The following is a 19,621-nucleotide window of genomic DNA, read 5'->3' as shown; positions in this document are numbered from 1 at the left end:
CATTTCCTGTCGTTAAGCTGAAACCGCTGTTCAGACTGCCGATTATATACGTGGGTATTACGGTAATGCACAGGCGGATTAATCTTGCTTACAAACATTGTCCTTCTGTAGTTATGGCTTCTGTGGTAATTTTCTCAGGCTTTTATTCCATTCGAAATCAGTGGAATTTGCGCATGGCATTGTTAACTAACCGGTATTAACGCCGAGATCCTTTACCAGTACCAAAATTATGACAAATACTCGTAACATCCTGACAGGTCTTTTAGTCCTGTCTGTACTGGCTTTATGTTTTATCTGGCCAATCCCAAACGATCAGCTACCTTTTCATCGTAACGGTCTGATTTATCCTAATATTGTGGTGGCGCTCGGTCTTTTCTTTAGCTCTTCCGTGGCGAGAAAAGCGCTGGACTTAAACAAAATTAAGTTCGTGCTTATTGTGCTGTGGGCCTTAACTTTCTTTATCCTGATTAACGGCTTTTTTGTCGCGCCAGATATTAAAGAAATGGTATCGACCTGGGATGGTCAGTGGTTACGTCCGGTATTGCTTTTCTGTGCGGGGCTGGTGTTATTACCGGTGATTCAGGAGCGCTTCCCCTCTTTATCGGCTGCCCGTTTCTTTACTCTCGTCGTCCTTTTTTTCTGGGGTGTCGTCTGTATTCACCTGCTTGATACCGCCTGGCTTTACTGGCGAGACGGCGTGATCCATTGGGGCGAAACGCGGATTGTTTATAACCGCACGCGCATGAGCTTCCAGGTCAATATGATCACCGGTTTCCTGCTTGCCGAACTGCTTGCGCGCGGTCTGCTGCACCAGCGTTTCTTACGCCTGAAGACACCATTCCTTGCCTTTATGCTGCTGTGTAACCTTGTCTGCACTGCGTTAGTTGATACCCGCTGGGGAACGATCGGCCTGGTCGGCAGCCTGTTCTCCACCTTCATTCTGCTCAGCCTGCACAGTATGCGTCGCAGTCGGGTTGTGCTCACTGGTGGTATCCTTCTCAGCATCGTTATCGTTTCCGCGCTTCTGGGCTATGCCTCCTTTAAAACCGATCCGCGCTGGCAAAGCCTGGAAGATGATGCGGTAACAGGCTGGAACGCGCCTTTCACCAGCTTTTGCTACAACAAAACTAACGGGACGGTACCGAAGAACGATCTGGGCCGACCAATGGACCACTCCAACGGCTGCCGCGCCAGCTTCTTCCACCAGGGCTGGAAACTGGTGGGTGAGCATCCTGCGGGAATGGGGCCACGCAAGGAGGCCTTCCGCTACGTACTGCGTCGCGACACGCAGGACAATCGCATTAATATCCCGCACAGCCACTATGGCCTGATTGAGTTTGGTATTCAGAACGGCGTTGCGGGCATTGCGGGCTGGCTGATTTTACTGGCAGGCTGCTGGTATATCGGCTGGCGTGAGTTCCGCCATGGTAACGCGATGGTGGGGATGTTCCTGCTGTTGTTTACGGTAGGCTTCTTCTCGCGAACCATGGTCGACCACAATCTGAAAGATCACTACCTGGAGCAATATATGCTGTTAACCGGGTTGCTGGTTGGTATGTGCGCATTACGCCCCGCTAAACAGACAGAAACAACCACCTGATCGCGTGTACCTTGCGCCGGGGGTCATAAATGCCGGCGCACAGGTATCCATCAGAACTCTTTTGCCTGCCGGCTGTCGAAAAGCCATTGTACGTTACTGTAAAGCTCGTCGGCCGCATCTCACCGCATGACATTACGGAGTAAGCATGTCTGGAACGCCTCAATTAAGCCTCGTTGTCGCCGTCTATAATGGCGAAAATTTCCTGAGCGCTTTTTTTGAAAGCATTAAGAAACAGAATCTGCCAGGTCTGGAACTTATTATTGTTAATGACGGATCAACTGACGGTTCTGCAGATATCATCGCCCGCTACGCCAGTGAATTCAGTCTTTTTAAGGTAATTGACCAGCCTAATGGCGGTGTCTCCGCGGCCCGTAATACCGGTCTCGCCATGGCAACGGGCGATTACGTCGCGTTTCCGGATATTGATGATGTCATCTACCCGGGGATGTATCCGCGTTTGCTGGAAATTGCGCTTGCCGGGCAACTGGACGTCGCGACCTGCAACGGCACCTATATTTATGATGACGGACGCCCGTCGAAGAAGATCTTCCCTTCAGATAAACTCGCGTCAACCGGCGTGTTGGACGGCCCGACCTGGCTGCAGATGGCGCTCGAATCCCGCAAGTTCCTGCACGTGACATGGCTGAATATCTATCGACACGCCTTTATTAAAGAGCAGGGTTTTCGCTTTGAACACGGCCTGCGTCATCAGGATATTCCCTGGACGACGGAAGTGCTGCTCACCGCCAGACGCGTGCAGTATATTGATGAGGTCTATTACGATTACCTGATCCACTCCGCTTCCGTTTCCCATACCCCAGGCACGGACGATACGCGTATGCGTTCCTCGCGCCACTATATGAAGATTCTGGAGATGCTGGACGCTATCAATAAGCGCTATCCGGAACAGGTGAAACGCGTGCCGGCCTGCCACTGGCAAATCGCCAAAGAGGGTCTGGGGATCCTGCACAGCATTAACAACATTGACGATATGGCCAAAAAACGCGAGATCACCCGTGAGCTTTTCGACCGCGGTATCTGGACCCTGATCTGGCAAAATGCGCGCGGCTTCCGCCAACGGTGGCGTCTGGGACGTCGCTACTTCCGTCTTAAAAAAATTCTTGGCTAACGGAAATTATGAGCAAACTTAAATTACACGCGGTCTCCCGCGCGGATTTCATCGCTAAAAACTACGCAGATTTCCAGACCCTTCTGGATAACCATGTCAATCCTGACGATATTCCGGAGCGATTTTATTGTGGCGGCCGCGGTGGCTGGACGTTCCAGACCACACTGGCGCTGAAGCACTATTATGGTGACGCAATCGAGTGTTCGTTTGGCTCTGAATGCAGGCCCGATGCCATTAACCTGATGCATAACGACGACTTTGGCTCTCGCGTGAAGCCGTGGCGTGGCTTCACCGTGGTCGCACGTGCGGACCGTCCTCCCGTTATTGGCGCCGATGTTGTCGTCGACCAGAACCCGGAAGTGGATAACCATAACAACCGTATCTTCGTTCCCTACTGGCCACAGCCGGGCGTGAAACCCCGTGAGCGCACCGACGAGACCATCAAAACCGTCGCGTTCTTTGGCCGTGTGGACAGTTTCCCGGACGAATACCGCGAAGGGAATTTTAAGCAACGTCTTGCCGAACAAGGTATTGAGCTCCGCATCTCGTTCGATAACTGGACAAACTACCAGGACGTGGACGTGTGCATCAGCTTCCGCAAATCACACGACCACAAACTGGCGCGTAAGCCTGCCAGTAAGCTCATTAACAACTGGCTGGGCAAAACAGTGATGGTTTGCGACGACGAGCCCTCTTACCGTGCAATCCGCGAGAGTGAGCTGGACTACCTGATCGCCAAAACCCCTGATGAAGCCTTCGATGCCATTATGCGGCTGAAAAACTCCCCTGAACTGTATCGTCAGATGCGCGAGCAGGGTGAAAAACGTCTCCAGGTCTATTCCCGCGAAGCGGTCGCTGCACGCTGGTACGCCCTGTTTGAGGATATCTGGCGTAAAGGATTGCACAATCGCCCTACGGTGGTTCGCGCACTGCGCTTTGGCTTTGGTAAAGTCATTCGCCCGCTGACTAAAAAGTTCTGATCGGAATAGAGTCCTTCCATGTTTAAAACAACTTCATCCTCTTCGTTCACCCCACGCAGTAATCTGTTGCGTACCCTGGGGTTGACGCTGGCATTCCTGCTGCTGTTCTCGCTCTCAGAAATCATCATTCTGCTGAAAGATCATGTCTATCAGCCGAAATCCGGTGATATTTCACTGTATCTGATCATCTCTCTGCTGGCTGCTGCCAGTGCGCGTTTCTTCCTGACTCGCCTGCTGCTGGCTGTCACGTTTATCGTGCAGATTTCTGAAGCGGTGTACTACCAGTTCTACGGTCAGTTCTATGGCCCAAGTGAAGTCTGGCTGGCGTTCGTGGAAACAAAAGACATTGCCAGCGGGATCACAGACAGTCTGGGTTCACTGGGCATCTACTTCGCCATCATGATTGTGGCCATTGTCTTTGCGCTGGTCTTTGCGCGTCGTCTGGCGCCGCTTTGGCACAAATGGATTGCGCTTCCTTGCCTGCTTGCCATCGTCGTGATGTTTGTCGGCCAGTTCTACAAAGCGGTCGACGGGCAGATGTACAAATTCAACCCGGACCTGCGCCACTCCCTACTGCGTAACGGCCTGTCTGCGATGAGCTTCAGCGCTATTCGCCTGATCCCGGAAGCGATGTCGGGTGAAAACCAGAATCTGACCCATTACGACCCTTACCAGGTCACCCCTGTTGCGGGAACGCACGCCGGTAAATACTCCATTATTCTGGCGATTGGTGAGAGCCTTAACCCGCACCACGTCAGCGCCCTGGGCTACGAGCGAGATACCACGCCAGAGCTGAAAGCGCTGCTGCAGCAGTATCAGGGTACAGGCCGACTGATTGTCTCCAACGCGGTGTCCACGCGTGTGGCCATTCCAATGCTGGTGAACAACCTGCGTGAACCGGATAACTACGGGGCCTATAAATCTAAATCTACCAATATCTTTGCCAACGCGAAAAAACAGGGTTATCAGACCGCCTTTATCTCTGCTCAGGGGCTGGAAGGGCTGAGCAACTGGATTGGTATTCATGATATTGATCTGTGGGAAGATACCCAGATCCGCCCGGCACCGGATGTCGGCGCGGACGTTGTTCTGACGCCATCCGTTGAGAAAGCAACGCTGGACTGGAACAAACCGTTCCTGATGGTGCTCAACAGCCGTGCTCCACATATCCCGTACGAGCGTAATATCCCGCAGGGCTTCGCGAAGTTCTCTACGCCGCGTCTGAGTGATGATGTGGCGCAGAAGAAAAATGAGTATGACGACGCCGTTCGTCTGTACGATAAAGAACTGGCATCCGCTATTCGTTTGGCCATGGCGAAATCCAGACTGCCGGTCCTGGTGTTTATCACCTCCGATCACGGGGAACGCGTGGGCGATAACGGTTTGTTCGGTCACTCCGTGGTGGAAATGCCGATTGCTCAGGTACCGTTCCTGTACTTCAGTAACGATCCGGAGTACGCCATGAAGAACATCAGCCCGCAAATGCCGCTGAACCATTACCAGGTGGCGACGCTTATCAACAAGATGCTGGGTTATGACGTCAGCAACCCTAACCAAAAAGATGACAGCTTCTTCATCACCGGCGGTGATATCCGCGGCTTGTCGGAGCGCGTAACCTACCATCTGAATGCGCTTCCCGAAGCGGAGCGTTAATCTGAAGCATCATAAACGGGCAAGCGATTGCCCGTTTTTTTATCTGCGAATGAACGTAACGCAGGCAAATGGATGCCTAAAAACACCAAAGAGATAGCTTTAGACGGCCCAAATGCTTAGAATTTGCCCGCCGAAACTAAAAAAACGGATAATCGCTTGGAATTGTTGTATACCGCTCTGCTCTACATCATTCAGCCGCTGGTGTGGCTGAGACTGTTGCTTCGTAGCCGTAAAGCGCCTGCGTATCGTAAACGCTGGGCTGAGCGCTATGGCTTCTGCCGCAATAAAGTCGCACCGGACGGTATTTTGCTGCATTCCGTTTCTGTCGGTGAAACGCTGGCGGCGATCCCGCTGGTTCGCGCCCTGCGTCACCGCTATCCGTCGTTGCCGATCACCGTCACGACGATGACGCCGACCGGCTCGGAGCGCGCGTTATCCGCTTTTGGCAAAGACGTTCATCACGTCTATCTCCCTTACGATCTGCCCTGCGCCATGAATCGTTTCCTGAATACCGTTCGCCCGAAACTGGTGATCGTGATGGAAACCGAACTGTGGCCGAACATGATTTCCGCCCTGCATGCCCGTAAAATTCCCCTGGTGATTGCCAACGCGCGCCTGTCAGAGCGCTCGGCGAAAGGCTACGGCAAGCTGGGTAAATTTATGCGTCGCCTGCTCGGTAAAATTACGCTGATTGCCGCGCAAAACGAAGAAGACGCCGCCCGCTTTGTCTCTCTGGGGCTCAAACGCAACCAGCTCGCGGTAACGGGCAGCCTGAAATTTGATATTTCTGTTACCCCTGAACTTGCTGCTCGTGCAATCACCCTGCGTCGCCAGTGGGCGCCGCGTCGTCAGGTCTGGATTGCAACCAGCACCCATGATGGCGAAGAGGCCATTATCCTGCAGGCTCATCGTCAGTTGCTGGAAAAATTCCCCGATTTACTGCTGATCCTCGTTCCACGCCATCCCGAACGTTTTAAAGATGCCCGAGAAATGGTGCAGAAAGGCGGTTTCAGCTATACCCTGCGCAGCAGCGGCGAGATCCCTTCCGGCAGCACTCAGGTGGTGATTGGCGATACGATGGGCGAGCTGATGCTGCTCTACGGCATTGCCGATCTGGCCTTTGTCGGCGGCAGTCTGGTGGCGCGCGGCGGCCATAACCCGCTGGAGCCGGCAGCGCATGCCATTCCGGTGCTGATGGGGCCGCACACGTTTAACTTCAAAGATATCTGCGCGAAATTGCAGCAGGCCGAGGGTTTAATTACCGTGACCGATGCGGACTCCGTGGTCAAAGAGGTCTCGACCCTTCTGACTGACGAAGATTACCGCCTGTGGTACGGTCGCCATGCCGTCGAAGTGCTGCATCAGAACCAGGGCGCGCTCACCCGTCTGCTGCAACTTCTGCAACCTTATCTGCCTCAGCGGAGCCACTAATGTCAACGCGTCTGTCGGTCGTGATGATCGCCAAAAACGCCGCCGACCTGCTTCCGGACTGCCTGGCCTCCGTCGCCTGGGCTGACGAAATTGTCGTGCTCGATTCCGGCAGCACGGATAATACGGTGGACGTTGCCCGGACAGCGGGCGCCAGGGTCTTTATCGACACGGACTGGCAAGGCTATGGCATCCAGCGCCAGCGCGCGCAGGGATACGCCACGGGCGATTATGTCCTGATGCTCGATACTGACGAGCGCGTCACGCCAGAACTTCAGCATGCCATTCAGGCGGTGCTTGCTTCGCCTCAGCCTGGCGCGGTATACAGCATTGCCCGCCGCAACTACTTCCTCGGCCGGTTTATGCGCCACAGCGGCTGGTATCCAGACCGTGTGATGCGCCTCTACGAGCGCGAACGTTACCAGTACAACGACAACCTGGTCCATGAATCTCTGGACTGCGGTAGCGCGCAGGTGATCCCCCTGACGGGCGACCTGCTACACCTGACCTGTCGGGATTTCGCCAGCTTCCAGCGTAAACAGCTTAACTACGCCACTGCATGGGCGCAGGAGCGTCACCAGCGCGGTAAGAAGACCACGCTGACCGGAATCTTCACCCACACGCTGGGGGCGTTTCTGAAGACGCTATTGCTGCGTGGCGGCATACTGGACGGTAAACAGGGGTGGTTACTGGCGGTGGTGAATGCCCAGTATACTTTCAACAAATACACCGAGCTGTGGGCGCTCTGCCGCGGCTACTCTGAGAAAACGTGAGCCATGAGCACAAAAGCGATTTATCCGGGTACCTTCGATCCGATCACTAACGGTCATCTTGATATCATCACCCGTGCGGCGTGCATGTTCGACAAGGTGATCCTGGCGATTGCCGCCAGCCCCAGCAAAAAACCGATGTTCGATTTGAACGAGCGCGTGCAGCTGGCTACCGACGCCATTTCGCACCTGCCGAATGTTGAAGTGGTCGGGTTTAGCGATCTGATGGCGAACTTCGCCCGCGCTCAGCAGGCAAACATTCTTATCCGCGGTCTGCGCGCGGTGGCAGACTTCGAGTATGAGATGCAGCTGGCGCACATGAACCGCCATCTGATGCCGGAGCTGGAGAGCGTATTCCTGATGCCCTCCAAAGAGTGGTCGTTTATCTCTTCCACGCTGGTAAAAGAGGTGGCGCGTCATCACGGCGATGTGACCCATTTCCTGCCGGATAACGTCCACCAGGCATTGATGGAAAAGCTAAAGTAGCGCTATTTCTGACACTGACGGCAGTAGAACGTGGCGCGCTGGGCGTGCTTCGTGGCAATCACCGGCGTGCCGCAGACTCTGCACGGTTCACCTTTACGGCCATACACCTGCAGCTCCTGGGCAAAATAGCCTGGCTTGCCATCACTTTGCAGGAAGTCCTTCAGGGTTGTTCCGCCCTGTTCAATCGAGCGCAGCAGTACCGCTTTAATCACTCTGACCAGCAGTTCACACTCCTGAGCGGAGAGGGAAGAGGCCAGCCGATCGGGATGGATCCCGGCGGCAAACAGTGATTCGCTGGCATAGATATTCCCCACGCCGACCACCAGTTTGTTATCCATCAGCCAGGGCTTAATCGGGCTTTTCTTCTTCGCGCACTTCGCTTTCAGGTATTCGGCGTTAAACGCGTCTGAGAGCGGCTCTGGCCCCAGATGGGCGAGCACGTTATGCCCTTCCAGCTCTTTGGTCCACAGCCACGCGCCAAAGCGCCGTGGGTCGGTGTAACGGAGCACTTTACCGTTGCTCATCACCAGGTCGACGTGATCGTGCTTTTCCGCAGGCAGTTCTTCGGTAAGAATGCGCAGGCTGCCGGACATTCCCAGATGGATAATAATCCAGCCGTCGGGCAGTTCCAGCAGCAGGTATTTCGCCCGGCGCTGCACGCTCAGGACGGGTTTATCGCTCAGGGCATGGATCTCATCGGACACCGGCCAGCGCAAACGTCCATTACGGACAACGGCGTGAAGAATCGTCGCACCGACCAGATGGGGCTCAATGCCGCGGCGGCTGGTCTCTACCTCAGGTAATTCAGGCATGGTTCCTCCGTTGAGATGCAGAATGCAAAAAACCCCGCAGTTGCGGGGTTTTTCGATACAAGGAGGCTAAAATTATTTGATTTTAGCTTCTTTGTACAGTACGTGCTGGCGTACAACTGGATCGAATTTTTTCAGTTCCAGTTTTTCCGGCTTAGTACGTTTGTTCTTCGTGGTGGTGTAGAAGTGACCTGTACCAGCAGAAGAAACCAGCTTGATTTTCTCGCGAATACCTTTAGCCATGATTTATTTCCTCTTTAAGTACTTAGTACTTTTCGCCACGGGCACGCAGTTCAGACAGAACTGTATCGATGCCTTTCTTATCGATTACACGCATACCTTTAGCAGATACGCGCAGGGTGACAAAACGCTTCTCGCTCTCAACCCAGAAACGGTGAGAGTGCAGGTTCGGCAGGAAACGGCGTTTAGTCGCGTTCAGTGCGTGGGAACGGTTGTTACCGGTCACCGGACGCTTGCCAGTAACTTGGCAGACTCGGGACATGTCTATTCTCCAAAAATCAAATTAGCTCGAGCTTCGTATGGGGTATCGGCGCCTCGTCAGGCTTTACAGCCCGGTCATCGCATAGTTCTAAGTGAACTCTCGATTGCCAGGCCCAAATGCCAAACCCGAGATTCTCAAAGGTGGCGTAGTATACGCTGACTCGGCGGTGTGCTCAAGTCCCGAACAGACAAAGATCCCGATGGATCGCGAGAAATAGCCTAAATCCAGCCATGTTCTGCAAAAGAAATGTACTCTCCGCGGCCAATTATCAGATGGTCCAGCACACGAATGTCCATGAATTGACAGCATTTGATAATGCGTTCGGTGATCTCTTTGTCAGCTCTGCTTGGTTGTGCACAGCCAGAGGGGTGATTATGCGCGAGGATCACGCCCGCTGCATTCACTTTTATCGCTTCCCGCACAATTTCACGCGGATGCACCTCAACGTGGCTTAATGTGCCCGCAAACAGGCAGCTATGTTTCAGCACCCGGTTTCTGTTGTCGAGAAAGATCACCATAAAGATCTCACGTTCGGCATCCGTTAACTGGCTTTGCAGAAATTCGCGCGTCATCACGGGGGTCAGGATCGGCTCTTCCTTCTCGATACGAACATTGTGAAAACGGCGAGCAAGTTCGGCAATGCCCCGTAACTGGGCATATTTCGCCACGCCGATCCCCTCGACGTGCTTAAACTGCGCCAGATCGGCGGTCAACAGCCCATACAGTGAACCAAAATGCGCGATCAGCTCTTTTGCCAGCGCAAAGACGTTTTTTCCGGGCGTGCCGGTACGTAAAAAGAGCGCCAGCAATTCATCGTCTTTTAACAGAGTGACGCCATTGCGCAGCAGCTTTTCGCGCGGCAGCAGCTGCTCATCCTCGTCTTCCATGCTCTTTCTCCTTTTTTAACCTCATGCTGCCACAGGCCAGCCAGCCGCTCGACGGCCACGTTGCGTTCTTGCGTAGCGCCTCGCAAAGAGCCCGAAGGACAACATCACCCGGTTTTAGGGATTGTGATAAAATGCCCGCTCTCTGGTGAAACCCAACAGGAAAGAATCATGATGAGCCTGGCCGGTAAAAAAATCGTTCTTGGCGTGAGCGGCGGTATTGCTGCCTATAAAGCGCCAGAGCTGGTGCGTCGTCTGCGCGAGCGCGGGGCCGATGTGCGGGTCGCGATAACCGAAGGCGGTAAAGCCTTTATCACTCCATTGAGCCTGCAGGCGGTTTCAGGGTACCCGGTGTCAGACAGTCTGCTTGATCCGGCCGCTGAAGCCGCGATGGGCCATATTGAGCTCGGGAAATGGGCTGACCTGGTTATCCTTGCCCCCGCCACCGCGGATTTAATCGCCCGGGTGGCCGCCGGTATGGCAAACGACCTGGTCTCCACCATTTGTCTGGCCACACCTGCGCCTGTTGCCGTTGTGCCTGCCATGAACCAGCAGATGTACCGCAACGCGGCGACTCAGCATAATCTGGCGACGCTGGCCTCGCGCGGCCTGCTGATCTGGGGGCCGGACAGCGGCAGCCAGGCCTGTGGTGACGTTGGCCCAGGGCGTATGCTTGACCCGCTAACCATTGTCGATATGGCCGCCGCGCATTTTTCGCCTGTCAACGATCTGCAACATCTCAACATCATGATTACCGCAGGCCCAACGCGTGAGCCGCTGGATCCCGTGCGCTATATCACCAACCACAGCTCCGGCAAAATGGGCTTTGCGATTGCGGCCGCGGCAGCAAAACGCGGCGCGAACGTGACGCTGGTGAGTGGCCCGGTGTCGCTGCCTACGCCTGCGTTTGTCACGCGAATTGACGTCACCACCGCACTGGAGATGGAAGCCGCCGTGCAGGCGCATGCGCAAAGCCAGCAAATATTTATCGGCTGTGCGGCCGTCGCAGATTACCGCGCCGAGACCATCGCCGAGGCGAAAATTAAAAAGCAAGGTGATGAATTAACACTAAAAATGGTGAAAAACCCGGACATCGTTGCCGGTGTCGCCGCACTAAAAAGCCACCGTCCTTACGTTGTTGGGTTTGCCGCAGAAACAAATAATGTGGAAGAATATGCCCGGCAAAAACGTACCCGCAAAAACCTCGATTTGATTTGCGCGAACGACGTATCGCTGGCCACACAAGGATTTAACAGCGACAGCAACGCACTGCACCTTTTCTGGCAGGATGGAGATAAAGTCTTACCGCTTGAGCGCAAGGAACTCCTGGGCCAACAATTACTCGACGAGATCGTTACCCGTTATGATGAAAAAAATCGACGTTAAGATTCTGGACCCGCGTGTTGGCGAGCAATTCCCGCTGCCAACCTATGCCACCTCCGGCTCTGCCGGACTTGACCTGCGCGCCTGTCTCGATGACGCCGTAGAACTGGCGCCGGGTGCCACCACCCTGGTGCCGACTGGCCTGGCCATTCACATTGCTGACCCGTCTCTGGCGGCGGTGATCCTGCCGCGTTCTGGCCTCGGCCATAAGCATGGCGTCGTGCTGGGTAACCTGGTGGGCCTGATTGACTCCGATTACCAGGGTCAACTGATGGTCTCCGTCTGGAACCGTGGTCAGGACAGTTTCACCATTGAACCGGGTGAGCGTATTGCGCAAATGGTCTTTGTACCGGTGGTACAGGCAGAATTTAACCTGGTGGCAGACTTTGATGCCACCGACCGTGGCGAAGGCGGCTTCGGCCATTCCGGGCGCAAATAACCGCCCGACAGACACGCATCTCACAGCGCCATAACGTCATAACAAACCGCAAACGTCAGTTTGCGGTCGCTGTGTGGATGCCAGCCTGACAAGTGCTTATTTTCAGGGGTATTTTGTAACATGGCAGAAAAACAAACCGCGAAAAGGAATCGTCGCGAAGAAATACTTCAATCTCTGGCGCTGATGCTTGAATCCAGCGATGGTAGCCAACGCATCACCACCGCCAAACTGGCCGCCTCCGTAGGCGTGTCTGAAGCGGCGCTGTATCGTCATTTTCCGAGCAAAACCCGGATGTTCGACAGCCTGATCGAATTTATCGAAGACAGCCTGATCACACGCATCAACCTGATCCTGAAAGACGAAAAAGACACCACCGCGCGTCTGCGTCTGATTGTGCTGTTAATCCTGGGCTTTGGTGAACGCAATCCAGGTTTAACCCGTATCCTGACCGGCCACGCGCTGATGTTCGAGCAGGACAGACTGCAGGGCCGCATTAATCAGCTTTTCGAACGTATAGAAGCGCAACTGCGCCAGGTACTGCGCGAGAAGAAAATGCGTGAAGGTGAAGGTTACAGCACGGATGAAACGCTACTGGCGAGCCAGATCCTGGCGTTTTGCGAAGGGATGCTCTCCCGCTTTGTGCGCAGCGAGTTCAAATACAGCCCAACGGACGATTTTGACGCCCGCTGGCCGCTAGTGGCTGCTCAGTTACAGTAACATCGTTGCCGGATGGCGGCTTCGCCTTATCCGGCCTGGGGTTGTATTGCCCGGTAAAGCTGGCGCCACCGGGCAAGACAATTATACTCCGAACTCTTCCCGGTATGCGCGTACCGCCGCCAGATGGTCAGCCATCTCAGGCTTCTCTTCCAGGTACGCAATCAGGTCTTTCAGGGTGATGATTGACGTCACTGAGCAATGATAATCACGCTCCACTTCCTGAATGGCGGAGATCTCGCCGCGACCCCGCTCCTGACGATCCAGACAAATCAGCACGCCAGCCAGCGTCGCCCCGTTAGCCTGAATAATCTCCATCGATTCACGGATCGCCGTGCCCGCGGTGATCACATCATCCACCAGCATCACGCGGCCCTGCAGCGCGCTGCCGACCAGATTCCCGCCTTCACCGTGAGTTTTGGCCTCTTTGCGGTTAAAGCAGTACGGCACGTCGCGATCGTGGTGTTCCGCCAGCGCTACCGCGGTGGTGGTCGCAATCGGAATGCCTTTATAGGCCGGGCCAAACAGCAGGTCAAAATCAATCCCGGAGTCCACCAGCGCTTCGGCATAGAAACGGCCTAACAATGCCAGATCGCGCCCGGTATTAAACAGCCCGGCATTGAAGAAATAGGGGCTCTTGCGCCCGGATTTCAGCGTAAACTCGCCAAACTTAAGAACCTGCTTGTTAAGCGCAAACTCAATAAACTGGCGCTGATACGGTTTCATGGATTCGCTCCTTTGTCTTTTCTGTCTTACAGGCAAAAAAAAGGCGACTCATCAGTCGCCTTTAAAATCAATTTTCTAACGCCGCCTTCTGCGTCGTTACAATAGATTCAATTCCCCCTCGGGCCAGAGCCAGCAAGGTGAGAAGTTCTTCGTGGGTGAAAGGTTCGCCTTCTGCGGTGCCCTGCACCTCAATGATACGACCGTCTTCGGTCATGACCACGTTCATATCGGTCTCGGCGGCAGAGTCTTCGACATATTCCAGATCGCACAGCGCTTCACCGTTAACGATACCCACGGAGACCGCCGCAACCATGCCTTTCATTGGATTCGTTTTCAGCTTGCCGGCCGCAACCAGTTTATTCAGAGCATCCGCCAGCGCTACACAGGCCCCGGTAATGGAGGCGGTACGCGTACCACCGTCAGCCTGAATGACGTCGCAATCCAGCGTGATGGTGAATTCGCCCAGCGTTTTCAGGTCAACAGCGGCGCGCAGCGCCCGCGCAATCAGACGCTGAATTTCCATGGTACGACCGCCCTGCTTACCTTTTGCCGCTTCGCGGGCATTACGGGTATGGGTCGCACGCGGCAGCATGCCGTATTCAGCCGTGATCCAGCCCTGGCCCTGGCCTTTCAGGAAGCGCGGAACGCCTTCTTCGATGGAGGCGGTGCACAGCACTTTAGTGTCACCAAACTCAACCAGAACGGAGCCTTCAGCGTGTTTTGTATAGTTACGGGTCAGAGTGACGGGACGCACCTGATTGGCGCTACGACCTGCTGGACGCATGATGAATTCTCCGGCTTGAAACGAATGTGGCTGCGCATTATACGGATAAAGGACGCTTATTCCTATCCTGAGAAGCCCCCGAAAGCTATAATCCCCCCATCTCTCCTTTAAAAACGGGAATGTCTATGATCCGCAGTATGACCGCCTACGCCCGGCGTGAAATCAAGGGTAGCTGGGGTAGCGCCACATGGGAAATGCGCTCGGTAAACCAGCGTTACCTGGAAACGTATTTCCGTATGCCGGAGCAGTTCCGCAGCCTTGAGCCGGTGGTACGTGAGCGTATCCGTACCCGTCTGACGCGCGGCAAAGTGGAATGTAATCTGCGTTTTGAGCCTGATGCCAGCGCGCAGGGCGAACTGATCCTTAACGAAAAACTGGCGAAACAGCTCGTCAATGCAGCGAACTGGGTCAAAATGCAGAGCGATGAAGGCGAAATCAACCCGGTTGATATTCTGCGCTGGCCTGGCGTGATGGCCGCCGGTGAGCAGGATCTGGACGCGATTGCCGCTGAAATTCTTGCCGCCCTCGACAGCACGCTGGATGACTTTATCGTTGCCCGTGAAACCGAAGGCCAGGCGCTGAAAGCGATGATTGAGCAGCGCCTTGAAGGGGTCAGCGCCGAAGTGGCAAAAGTGCGCACGCATATGCCAGAAGTGCTGCAGTGGCAGCGCGAGCGCCTGGTTGCCAAACTGGAAGAAGCGGAAGTTCAGCTGGAAAACAACCGCCTGGAACAAGAGCTGGTACTGATGGCGCAGCGCGTTGACGTCGCAGAAGAGCTGGATCGTCTGGAAGCGCACGTTAAAGAGACCTACAACATTCTGAAGAAGAAAGAAGCCGTAGGTCGCCGCCTCGACTTTATGATGCAGGAGTTCAACCGCGAGTCGAACACTCTGGCATCTAAGTCGATCAATGCTGAGGTGACGAATTCAGCAATTGAGCTCAAGGTACTGATTGAGCAAATGCGCGAGCAGATTCAGAATATCGAGTAACGTTTCACGCGATCTCGCGTTGTCTCACTAAGTCTCGTCAGGATAAAAAGGCCATTGTAAATCATGGCCTTTTTTGTTTTATATAGTCTCATATTGTATCGCGATACCTTTAAGATATGGGGTTGCATAAAATGCACAAGTACGTAACGGGGTTTAACGTCCAATTGTGTAAAAACCACTGCAACTACATAAGTTATTGTTTTAAATACAAAAAGGTCAATATAAAAACTGAGGTTGTATGTGGCGATTTATCGCCCGATTTCAGGTAAACTTACCTTTGATGTTCTGGTGAGTTTTAAGGATAAAGAACCATGAAAGTTAGCGAAAAGACATTGCTAGAGTCCGGCTTCAGCCATACAGATCTTCAGAAAATTAAAAGCAATGTGGAAGATTTCGGGGGAACTCTTGATGAAGTGATTCAAGATTTAGCAAAACGATTTAATGTAGCTAAGTGGATAACTATTGTTGCTTTCATAATCCTGATTTTTACATCTTTTTTATCAACGAAAAATAACACACTATCTCTGGCTTTTTCGTTGATTGTAGGATTACCTTTTATCTGGTATTTGGCGCCCGCCAAACTCGCATTTAAAGCTTGGCGGTATAAACAATATGCGTCTAGGATTGAGGGCGATCAGTAATTGTCATCAGATCAAAAATAACTTTTGCCTTCACGCCGTATCCAACTATTTTCATGGTTAGTTTTGGCCTGCTTAATGTACTGACTTTTCTGTAATAATCGACTGGTATGTAGCGAAACAGTCTCCATGATCCAGGCTTCCTTATTAAACCAAAAATGCTGTAAGCATTAGCAACAAGTGAGATTGATTTATATACGCCTAATCCACTTTTAGAACTAAACCCCATAAATTCAGCCGTAGCCATAGCTGCATTAGCAGCAAACCCTTCAGATGTAGAATCATGAAGCACTTGATGGCTAAATTCTTTGCTTAGGCCATTAAATCCATCCACAACAAGTATTGCTCCAGCCAACAAACCCAATGGATTAGCGCTGGCAAGTAGCGTTGTTCCTAAAGCTATCTCTGCTCCCGAAAGCACTACGTTCACAGCAGAAATTACGTAACCCACAATTTTGTTATTTTCCCGCACGAACTCCACTTTGGCGTAAAGCTTCGCAGCTTTCGTACGTAGCATTCGCCCCTGTTCTTCAAGGTTTTCGGTCTCTGTCCTAAGATTTTTTATACAGGCCATGCACTCTTCATCAGATTTTGCGCTCCGGGCCGTGGCGAACTGCAGCTCAATAAACTCTTTTATTTCTTGGACAAACTTCATTCGGGTCAGGCTATCACTCAGGTGGAAAGCAGACAGCGTATTAGCTGTATTGATAAGCTTTCTGGCCTCTAGATTAACCATTGTTTCCGCCCAGTACTTATTCCTGCCTGAGTGCATCATATCAAGTAATGCAGCATCCATTTTTGTTCTCCCTGAATATTACATCACCGATAATACCTCTTTATTTTCAGCTGTAAACCGTCGTTTCAGCCGAAAATATGTTGGTCTTGATATGCCTATTTTCTCTGATACTGCCTTAAAAGGTAGTCCCTGCTAAATCAGAGACATAGCCGAAGCTGCTTCTGGATGGGGCTTCCTGACGAACCGAGTCCCCGAGGCCATTGCAGCAGCCAATAGGCGTCTAAATTTCGACGCATGAGCAAATCGTGGTTTTAATTGTCCAATACCAGTGCTTCAATACTGACTCTTCGCCAAACCATGCATCGTAGAACACCAGTTCGATTCCGCAGGCTTACACAAAAAGAAAGCGCTAACGACCAGGCGACCCGCTAGACGCTCATTCATCCTCACATGAGGTAAAGTTATTCGATGCCCAGTACAACTGGCATTAACATACCTAGCTTTATTTTCATGTCTGCAGTTACCGCAGCCGCATTAGCATGCGGCAAGGCAAGCCATCTGTTTACGGCATCGGAGTTGAATCGCTGCAGCCTTAGAAACGAAGATACAGAGGTTTCCCAGGAAAAAAGCTCATCCGCGCAAACTTCGACGGACTGCTGAGAGCAAGCTCGCTGAATAGCCATTCCCAAACCGACGTAGCGGAGAAGCTCACGTCGTGCATTCTCATCTTTTTGCTTGATTGGTACATCCAGTTTCGGTTTCGGTCCAAAGTACACTCCGGTAGTACCTGGTTGTAATGTTGGGTCACTGGAAAAATAAACCGGAACTCCCATCAATTTGAATGCCGCTGTCAAAATTTCATAGCTAAAGTCTGATCGACTCCAGCGGCCCATGTGGGGTGGTACTTTCGGCAAACCGACCAGATCATCGCCGCGGCTTACAATCGATACGCCCTCAACTGGCACGGATGGTTGCATTCTGAATACAGCGTCAGAATCGATTTCCCAGCCAGCTTCGCTTAACAATCGCAAAAAATTACCAGCAGCCACGCACGATGATTCACTCCACTCAACACAACCGATGCGCAGCTTGTCCCGCTGACCAAACTGTCCTGTTCGAAATAATTCGAGGTATCTATCGCGATTGGAACTATTAACGGCATATGCATCAATCACGGTAGGCGGCACAGGTTTACTTGCAGATTCGGGATTTTGTTCAAGCAAAGCTGGGCTTTTGAAATACACTATAGCGAAAAATGCCGCTGCGCCAGATGCTCTTAACCATCCTTTAAATTTTACTTCCAAGAGACCAGGCAGAACTGAACCAATACCTCCAGCAGCTAGAGCCAGAACTATTCGGTAAACTGTATATTGGTAAGATGTAGGATTAGGGGTTATGAAAGTAGTTGTGATTATGACACCTATCGCCACAACCGCAAAACTATACCCAAGGTACTTGTCTCTCTCTACACTGCTCATTTTAATTTTGACACCTGCATCAAATCCATACGTCGAAAATCCCGGGTAGACCTCCCCCATTGATTAATACAGCTCTATACTCGTAATGAAGCTATTGGCGTTGGTGATGAGTGTAACTGTCCATTCCTCGCTCATAGCGGATATAAGCCAGAGTGTCAGTTCTCTGGTGCCAAGAGCGGAAGTTGCTTAGCGTTTATCTTCTTCAACAAGGATCGACTCAGGTTCATCCAGACTATAACACAACAGCAAAAATCAGAGCCTTGCCATTTTGCGTGACTTCATTTTTTTAATTCTCTTACGGCTAAACATAAGCCTGCCGTCGCCCAGAGTATATCGCCCGGAGTGTATTGCCAGCCAGAACTGCAGCGTTATTAAATAGGGGTTAATAAGCAGTCTGCACAGGCCTTTGCGAAACATACCATTCAAAGTAAGGGGCCTAAAACTCGGATAGTTAAGCGAGAAATAGCGGTATTCCCCCAGCCGCCAGCGCCAGAACGACTTCATTTCAGTTTTTGCATCCTCAATTGCATTACAATTCCAGACCACACCCCAGCGTCTTTCCCATGTGTCTCTTAAGAGCCAGCCATGCATCAGAGAAAACCGTTGCGAGTTAAAAGATGGTTGTTTTTTGCCACCTGGTAGCGTAATGACGCACTGAATAAACTTTATTTCAGTAATTGAAAAATAAATTCCGCGTTCAGAAACCTCCATGAGTTCCTGACGCGGTATCTGGTTTAGGTTAACAATCAGCACAGACTGGTCCAGATTGGCCAGCTCAATTTTCTGCTGGTAACGGATACCATGCCCTGACGCCTCAAAATAAAGCGAGAGGTTCTCCACAAGTGCCCCTTTTGTCCGAAACGCCACGCGGGATTTAACCGACTCATGATCGGCTGAATGGGCAAGCCGCACCGAGTACTCTAAATGCTCACCAAGTGGTTTCCAGTGTGCGCCTAAATGATAGCGCCGGAATTTATACTCATGCGATTTCTGATAGGTTTTCAGTAACCATAATCGTGTGATCTTTTCCCAACCCCATTTGAAGAGGCGTCCAGCCAAACTCCACGGCATTGGTAAACTCATCTGTCTCTCCTGTGTTTTGCTCTAACGCTATCACTTTTCTTCAGAGAGAAATAAAAGCTTTGCGTATCCTTACGTATTGTATAAATCTATTGAAGTTAAGTAGCTTAACGAATCTCCGTTCCTACTCACACAGGCGGGTTTCGATACCTGCTTAGCTGACCCAAAAGAACCCAGCGTAATAGCGCTGAAAGCCAGTCTCAGACAACAGTTAGGGCGTTCACGCTTGACTGCCTTACTTGCTAGACATAAAACAGTGCTTTTCGATGAACGTGAGATCTGGAATCTGTGGCCACGCTGCGTTGAGCAATTAAGCAGCATATACAACATAGCATCTGCTTACGGTGTACTTAAGGGTGTAGCTAATCGAAAAGACGATTAGAGAAAACACTTGTAAATCAAAGCATATACAG

Annotated in this window: 22 protein-coding genes; 12 read left to right on the top strand and 10 right to left on the bottom strand. The window is 52.3% G+C overall.

Going from position 1 to position 19,621, the window contains the following annotated elements; genetic code table 11:
* Positions 1-229: 229 nt before the first annotated feature.
* The 7 genes from SP99_RS00510 (at position 230) to coaD (ending at position 8,046) form a co-directional block, all read left to right on the top strand.
* Positions 230-1,600, top strand: coding sequence for an O-antigen ligase family protein (locus SP99_RS00510; protein ID WP_047957453.1), 1,371 nt, complete (start codon positions 230-232; stop codon positions 1,598-1,600).
* Positions 1,601-1,745: 145 nt separating this feature from the next.
* The gene (locus SP99_RS00505) at positions 1,746-2,729 is read left to right on the top strand and encodes a glycosyltransferase (RefSeq protein WP_047957452.1); all 984 of its coding nucleotides are present in this window, start codon (positions 1,746-1,748) and stop codon (positions 2,727-2,729) included.
* 8 nt (positions 2,730-2,737) lie between these two features.
* A complete protein-coding gene (locus SP99_RS00500) occupies positions 2,738-3,709 on the top strand; it encodes a glycosyltransferase (protein ID WP_047957451.1) in 972 nt (323 codons plus the stop codon).
* A gap of 18 nt (positions 3,710-3,727) precedes the next feature.
* Positions 3,728-5,362 carry a sulfatase-like hydrolase/transferase gene (locus tag SP99_RS00495; protein ID WP_047957450.1) on the top strand — a complete coding sequence of 545 codons (1,635 nt, stop codon included), beginning with the start codon at positions 3,728-3,730 and terminating at the stop codon, positions 5,360-5,362.
* 156 nt (positions 5,363-5,518) lie between these two features.
* Positions 5,519-6,793: a lipid IV(A) 3-deoxy-D-manno-octulosonic acid transferase gene (waaA, locus tag SP99_RS00490; RefSeq protein WP_025758451.1), complete on the top strand. Its 1,275-nt coding sequence runs from the start codon at positions 5,519-5,521 to the stop codon at positions 6,791-6,793.
* On the top strand, positions 6,793-7,563 hold the full coding sequence (locus tag SP99_RS00485; protein WP_047957449.1) for a glycosyltransferase family 2 protein: 771 nt from the start codon (positions 6,793-6,795) through the stop codon (positions 7,561-7,563). The genes waaA and SP99_RS00485 overlap by 1 nt, the downstream gene beginning before the upstream one ends.
* A 3-nt stretch (positions 7,564-7,566) precedes the next feature.
* On the top strand, positions 7,567-8,046 hold the full coding sequence (coaD, locus tag SP99_RS00480) for a pantetheine-phosphate adenylyltransferase (RefSeq protein WP_025758454.1): 480 nt from the start codon (positions 7,567-7,569) through the stop codon (positions 8,044-8,046).
* Between the two features lie 2 nt (positions 8,047-8,048).
* On the opposite strand, the gene mutM is transcribed toward coaD, so the two are convergent.
* The 4 genes from mutM to radC form a co-directional block, all read right to left on the bottom strand.
* Positions 8,049-8,858 (bottom strand): bifunctional DNA-formamidopyrimidine glycosylase/DNA-(apurinic or apyrimidinic site) lyase, encoded by an 810-nt coding sequence (gene mutM, locus SP99_RS00475; protein ID WP_023309890.1) that lies wholly within the window; start codon positions 8,856-8,858, stop codon positions 8,049-8,051.
* A gap of 72 nt (positions 8,859-8,930) precedes the next feature.
* The gene (gene rpmG / locus SP99_RS00470) at positions 8,931-9,098 is read right to left on the bottom strand and encodes a 50S ribosomal protein L33 (RefSeq protein WP_003024094.1); all 168 of its coding nucleotides are present in this window, start codon (positions 9,096-9,098) and stop codon (positions 8,931-8,933) included.
* Positions 9,099-9,120: 22 nt separating this feature from the next.
* Complete coding sequence (gene rpmB / locus SP99_RS00465; RefSeq protein WP_002436699.1) at positions 9,121-9,357, bottom strand: 50S ribosomal protein L28; 237 nt, start codon at positions 9,355-9,357, stop codon at positions 9,121-9,123.
* Between the two features lie 218 nt (positions 9,358-9,575).
* On the bottom strand, positions 9,576-10,244 hold the full coding sequence (gene radC, locus SP99_RS00460; protein WP_047957448.1) for a RadC family protein: 669 nt from the start codon (positions 10,242-10,244) through the stop codon (positions 9,576-9,578).
* 171 nt (positions 10,245-10,415) lie between these two features.
* Here radC and coaBC point away from each other — a divergent pair, with 171 nt between their 5' ends.
* The 3 genes from coaBC (at position 10,416) to slmA (ending at position 12,780) form a co-directional block, all read left to right on the top strand.
* Positions 10,416-11,627: a bifunctional phosphopantothenoylcysteine decarboxylase/phosphopantothenate--cysteine ligase CoaBC gene (gene coaBC / locus SP99_RS00455; protein ID WP_095441480.1), complete on the top strand. Its 1,212-nt coding sequence runs from the start codon at positions 10,416-10,418 to the stop codon at positions 11,625-11,627.
* Positions 11,605-12,063 (top strand): dUTP diphosphatase, encoded by a 459-nt coding sequence (gene dut, locus SP99_RS00450; protein WP_008502691.1) that lies wholly within the window; start codon positions 11,605-11,607, stop codon positions 12,061-12,063. The genes coaBC and dut overlap by 23 nt, the downstream gene beginning before the upstream one ends.
* 120 nt (positions 12,064-12,183) lie before the next feature.
* A complete protein-coding gene (gene slmA / locus SP99_RS00445) occupies positions 12,184-12,780 on the top strand; it encodes a nucleoid occlusion factor SlmA (protein ID WP_047957446.1) in 597 nt (198 codons plus the stop codon).
* Positions 12,781-12,861: 81 nt separating this feature from the next.
* Here the strand turns inward: slmA and pyrE are convergent, their stop codons facing one another.
* Positions 12,862-13,503 carry an orotate phosphoribosyltransferase gene (pyrE, locus tag SP99_RS00440; protein WP_025758463.1) on the bottom strand — a complete coding sequence of 214 codons (642 nt, stop codon included), beginning with the start codon at positions 13,501-13,503 and terminating at the stop codon, positions 12,862-12,864.
* A 67-nt stretch (positions 13,504-13,570) separates the two neighbouring features.
* Positions 13,571-14,287 (bottom strand): ribonuclease PH, encoded by a 717-nt coding sequence (gene rph / locus SP99_RS00435; protein ID WP_013094888.1) that lies wholly within the window; start codon positions 14,285-14,287, stop codon positions 13,571-13,573.
* A gap of 125 nt (positions 14,288-14,412) precedes the next feature.
* On the opposite strand from rph, the gene SP99_RS00430 reads away from it, so the two are divergent.
* Both SP99_RS00430 and SP99_RS00425 read left to right on the top strand, forming a co-directional pair.
* A complete protein-coding gene (locus SP99_RS00430) occupies positions 14,413-15,276 on the top strand; it encodes a YicC/YloC family endoribonuclease (RefSeq protein WP_014830145.1) in 864 nt (287 codons plus the stop codon).
* A 311-nt stretch (positions 15,277-15,587) separates the two neighbouring features.
* Positions 15,588-15,917 carry a hypothetical protein gene (locus tag SP99_RS00425; protein ID WP_047957445.1) on the top strand — a complete coding sequence of 110 codons (330 nt, stop codon included), beginning with the start codon at positions 15,588-15,590 and terminating at the stop codon, positions 15,915-15,917.
* Here SP99_RS00425 and SP99_RS00420 read toward each other — a convergent pair.
* The 4 genes from SP99_RS00420 to SP99_RS00410 form a co-directional block, all read right to left on the bottom strand.
* On the bottom strand, positions 15,895-16,710 hold the full coding sequence (locus tag SP99_RS00420) for a DUF4225 domain-containing protein (protein WP_047957444.1): 816 nt from the start codon (positions 16,708-16,710) through the stop codon (positions 15,895-15,897). The genes SP99_RS00425 and SP99_RS00420 overlap by 23 nt on opposite strands.
* 18 nt (positions 16,711-16,728) lie before the next feature.
* A complete protein-coding gene (locus tag SP99_RS25265; RefSeq protein ID WP_395306670.1) occupies positions 16,729-16,803 on the bottom strand; it encodes a hypothetical protein in 75 nt (24 codons plus the stop codon).
* A 308-nt stretch (positions 16,804-17,111) separates the two neighbouring features.
* Positions 17,112-18,128: a hypothetical protein gene (locus tag SP99_RS00415; protein WP_047957443.1), complete on the bottom strand. Its 1,017-nt coding sequence runs from the start codon at positions 18,126-18,128 to the stop codon at positions 17,112-17,114.
* A gap of 252 nt (positions 18,129-18,380) precedes the next feature.
* Positions 18,381-19,211 (bottom strand): hypothetical protein, encoded by an 831-nt coding sequence (locus SP99_RS00410; RefSeq protein ID WP_047957442.1) that lies wholly within the window; start codon positions 19,209-19,211, stop codon positions 18,381-18,383.
* Positions 19,212-19,621 lie beyond the last annotated feature (410 nt).

This window comes from Enterobacter sp. BIDMC92 (assembly GCF_001030225.1).
Classification (GTDB): domain Bacteria; phylum Pseudomonadota; class Gammaproteobacteria; order Enterobacterales; family Enterobacteriaceae; genus Enterobacter; species Enterobacter sichuanensis.
This window is presented reverse-complemented; position numbering and strand designations above follow the sequence as displayed.

What these genes read in the sequence shown, in the direction of transcription:
- SP99_RS00510 (WP_047957453.1), top strand. Translation starts at nt 230, where the DNA reads ATGACAAATACTCGTAACATCCTGACAGGTCTTTTAGTCCTGTCTGTA.
- SP99_RS00505 (WP_047957452.1), top strand. Translation starts at nt 1,746, where the DNA reads ATGTCTGGAACGCCTCAATTAAGCCTCGTTGTCGCCGTCTATAATGGC.
- SP99_RS00500 (WP_047957451.1), top strand. Translation starts at nt 2,738, where the DNA reads ATGAGCAAACTTAAATTACACGCGGTCTCCCGCGCGGATTTCATCGCT.
- SP99_RS00495 (WP_047957450.1), top strand. Translation starts at nt 3,728, where the DNA reads ATGTTTAAAACAACTTCATCCTCTTCGTTCACCCCACGCAGTAATCTG.
- SP99_RS00485 (WP_047957449.1), top strand. Translation starts at nt 6,793, where the DNA reads ATGTCAACGCGTCTGTCGGTCGTGATGATCGCCAAAAACGCCGCCGAC.
- coaD (WP_025758454.1), top strand. Translation starts at nt 7,567, where the DNA reads ATGAGCACAAAAGCGATTTATCCGGGTACCTTCGATCCGATCACTAAC.
- mutM (WP_023309890.1), bottom strand. Translation starts at nt 8,858, where the DNA reads ATGCCTGAATTACCTGAGGTAGAGACCAGCCGCCGCGGCATTGAGCCC.
- rpmG (WP_003024094.1), bottom strand. Translation starts at nt 9,098, where the DNA reads ATGGCTAAAGGTATTCGCGAGAAAATCAAGCTGGTTTCTTCTGCTGGT.
- rpmB (WP_002436699.1), bottom strand. Translation starts at nt 9,357, where the DNA reads ATGTCCCGAGTCTGCCAAGTTACTGGCAAGCGTCCGGTGACCGGTAAC.
- radC (WP_047957448.1), bottom strand. Translation starts at nt 10,244, where the DNA reads ATGGAAGACGAGGATGAGCAGCTGCTGCCGCGCGAAAAGCTGCTGCGC.
- coaBC (WP_095441480.1), top strand. Translation starts at nt 10,416, where the DNA reads ATGAGCCTGGCCGGTAAAAAAATCGTTCTTGGCGTGAGCGGCGGTATT.
- dut (WP_008502691.1), top strand. Translation starts at nt 11,605, where the DNA reads ATGATGAAAAAAATCGACGTTAAGATTCTGGACCCGCGTGTTGGCGAG.
- slmA (WP_047957446.1), top strand. Translation starts at nt 12,184, where the DNA reads ATGGCAGAAAAACAAACCGCGAAAAGGAATCGTCGCGAAGAAATACTT.
- pyrE (WP_025758463.1), bottom strand. Translation starts at nt 13,503, where the DNA reads ATGAAACCGTATCAGCGCCAGTTTATTGAGTTTGCGCTTAACAAGCAG.
- rph (WP_013094888.1), bottom strand. Translation starts at nt 14,287, where the DNA reads ATGCGTCCAGCAGGTCGTAGCGCCAATCAGGTGCGTCCCGTCACTCTG.
- SP99_RS00430 (WP_014830145.1), top strand. Translation starts at nt 14,413, where the DNA reads ATGATCCGCAGTATGACCGCCTACGCCCGGCGTGAAATCAAGGGTAGC.
- SP99_RS00425 (WP_047957445.1), top strand. Translation starts at nt 15,588, where the DNA reads ATGAAAGTTAGCGAAAAGACATTGCTAGAGTCCGGCTTCAGCCATACA.
- SP99_RS00420 (WP_047957444.1), bottom strand. Translation starts at nt 16,710, where the DNA reads ATGGATGCTGCATTACTTGATATGATGCACTCAGGCAGGAATAAGTAC.
- SP99_RS00415 (WP_047957443.1), bottom strand. Translation starts at nt 18,128, where the DNA reads ATGAGCAGTGTAGAGAGAGACAAGTACCTTGGGTATAGTTTTGCGGTT.
- SP99_RS00410 (WP_047957442.1), bottom strand. Translation starts at nt 19,211, where the DNA reads ATGAGTTTACCAATGCCGTGGAGTTTGGCTGGACGCCTCTTCAAATGG.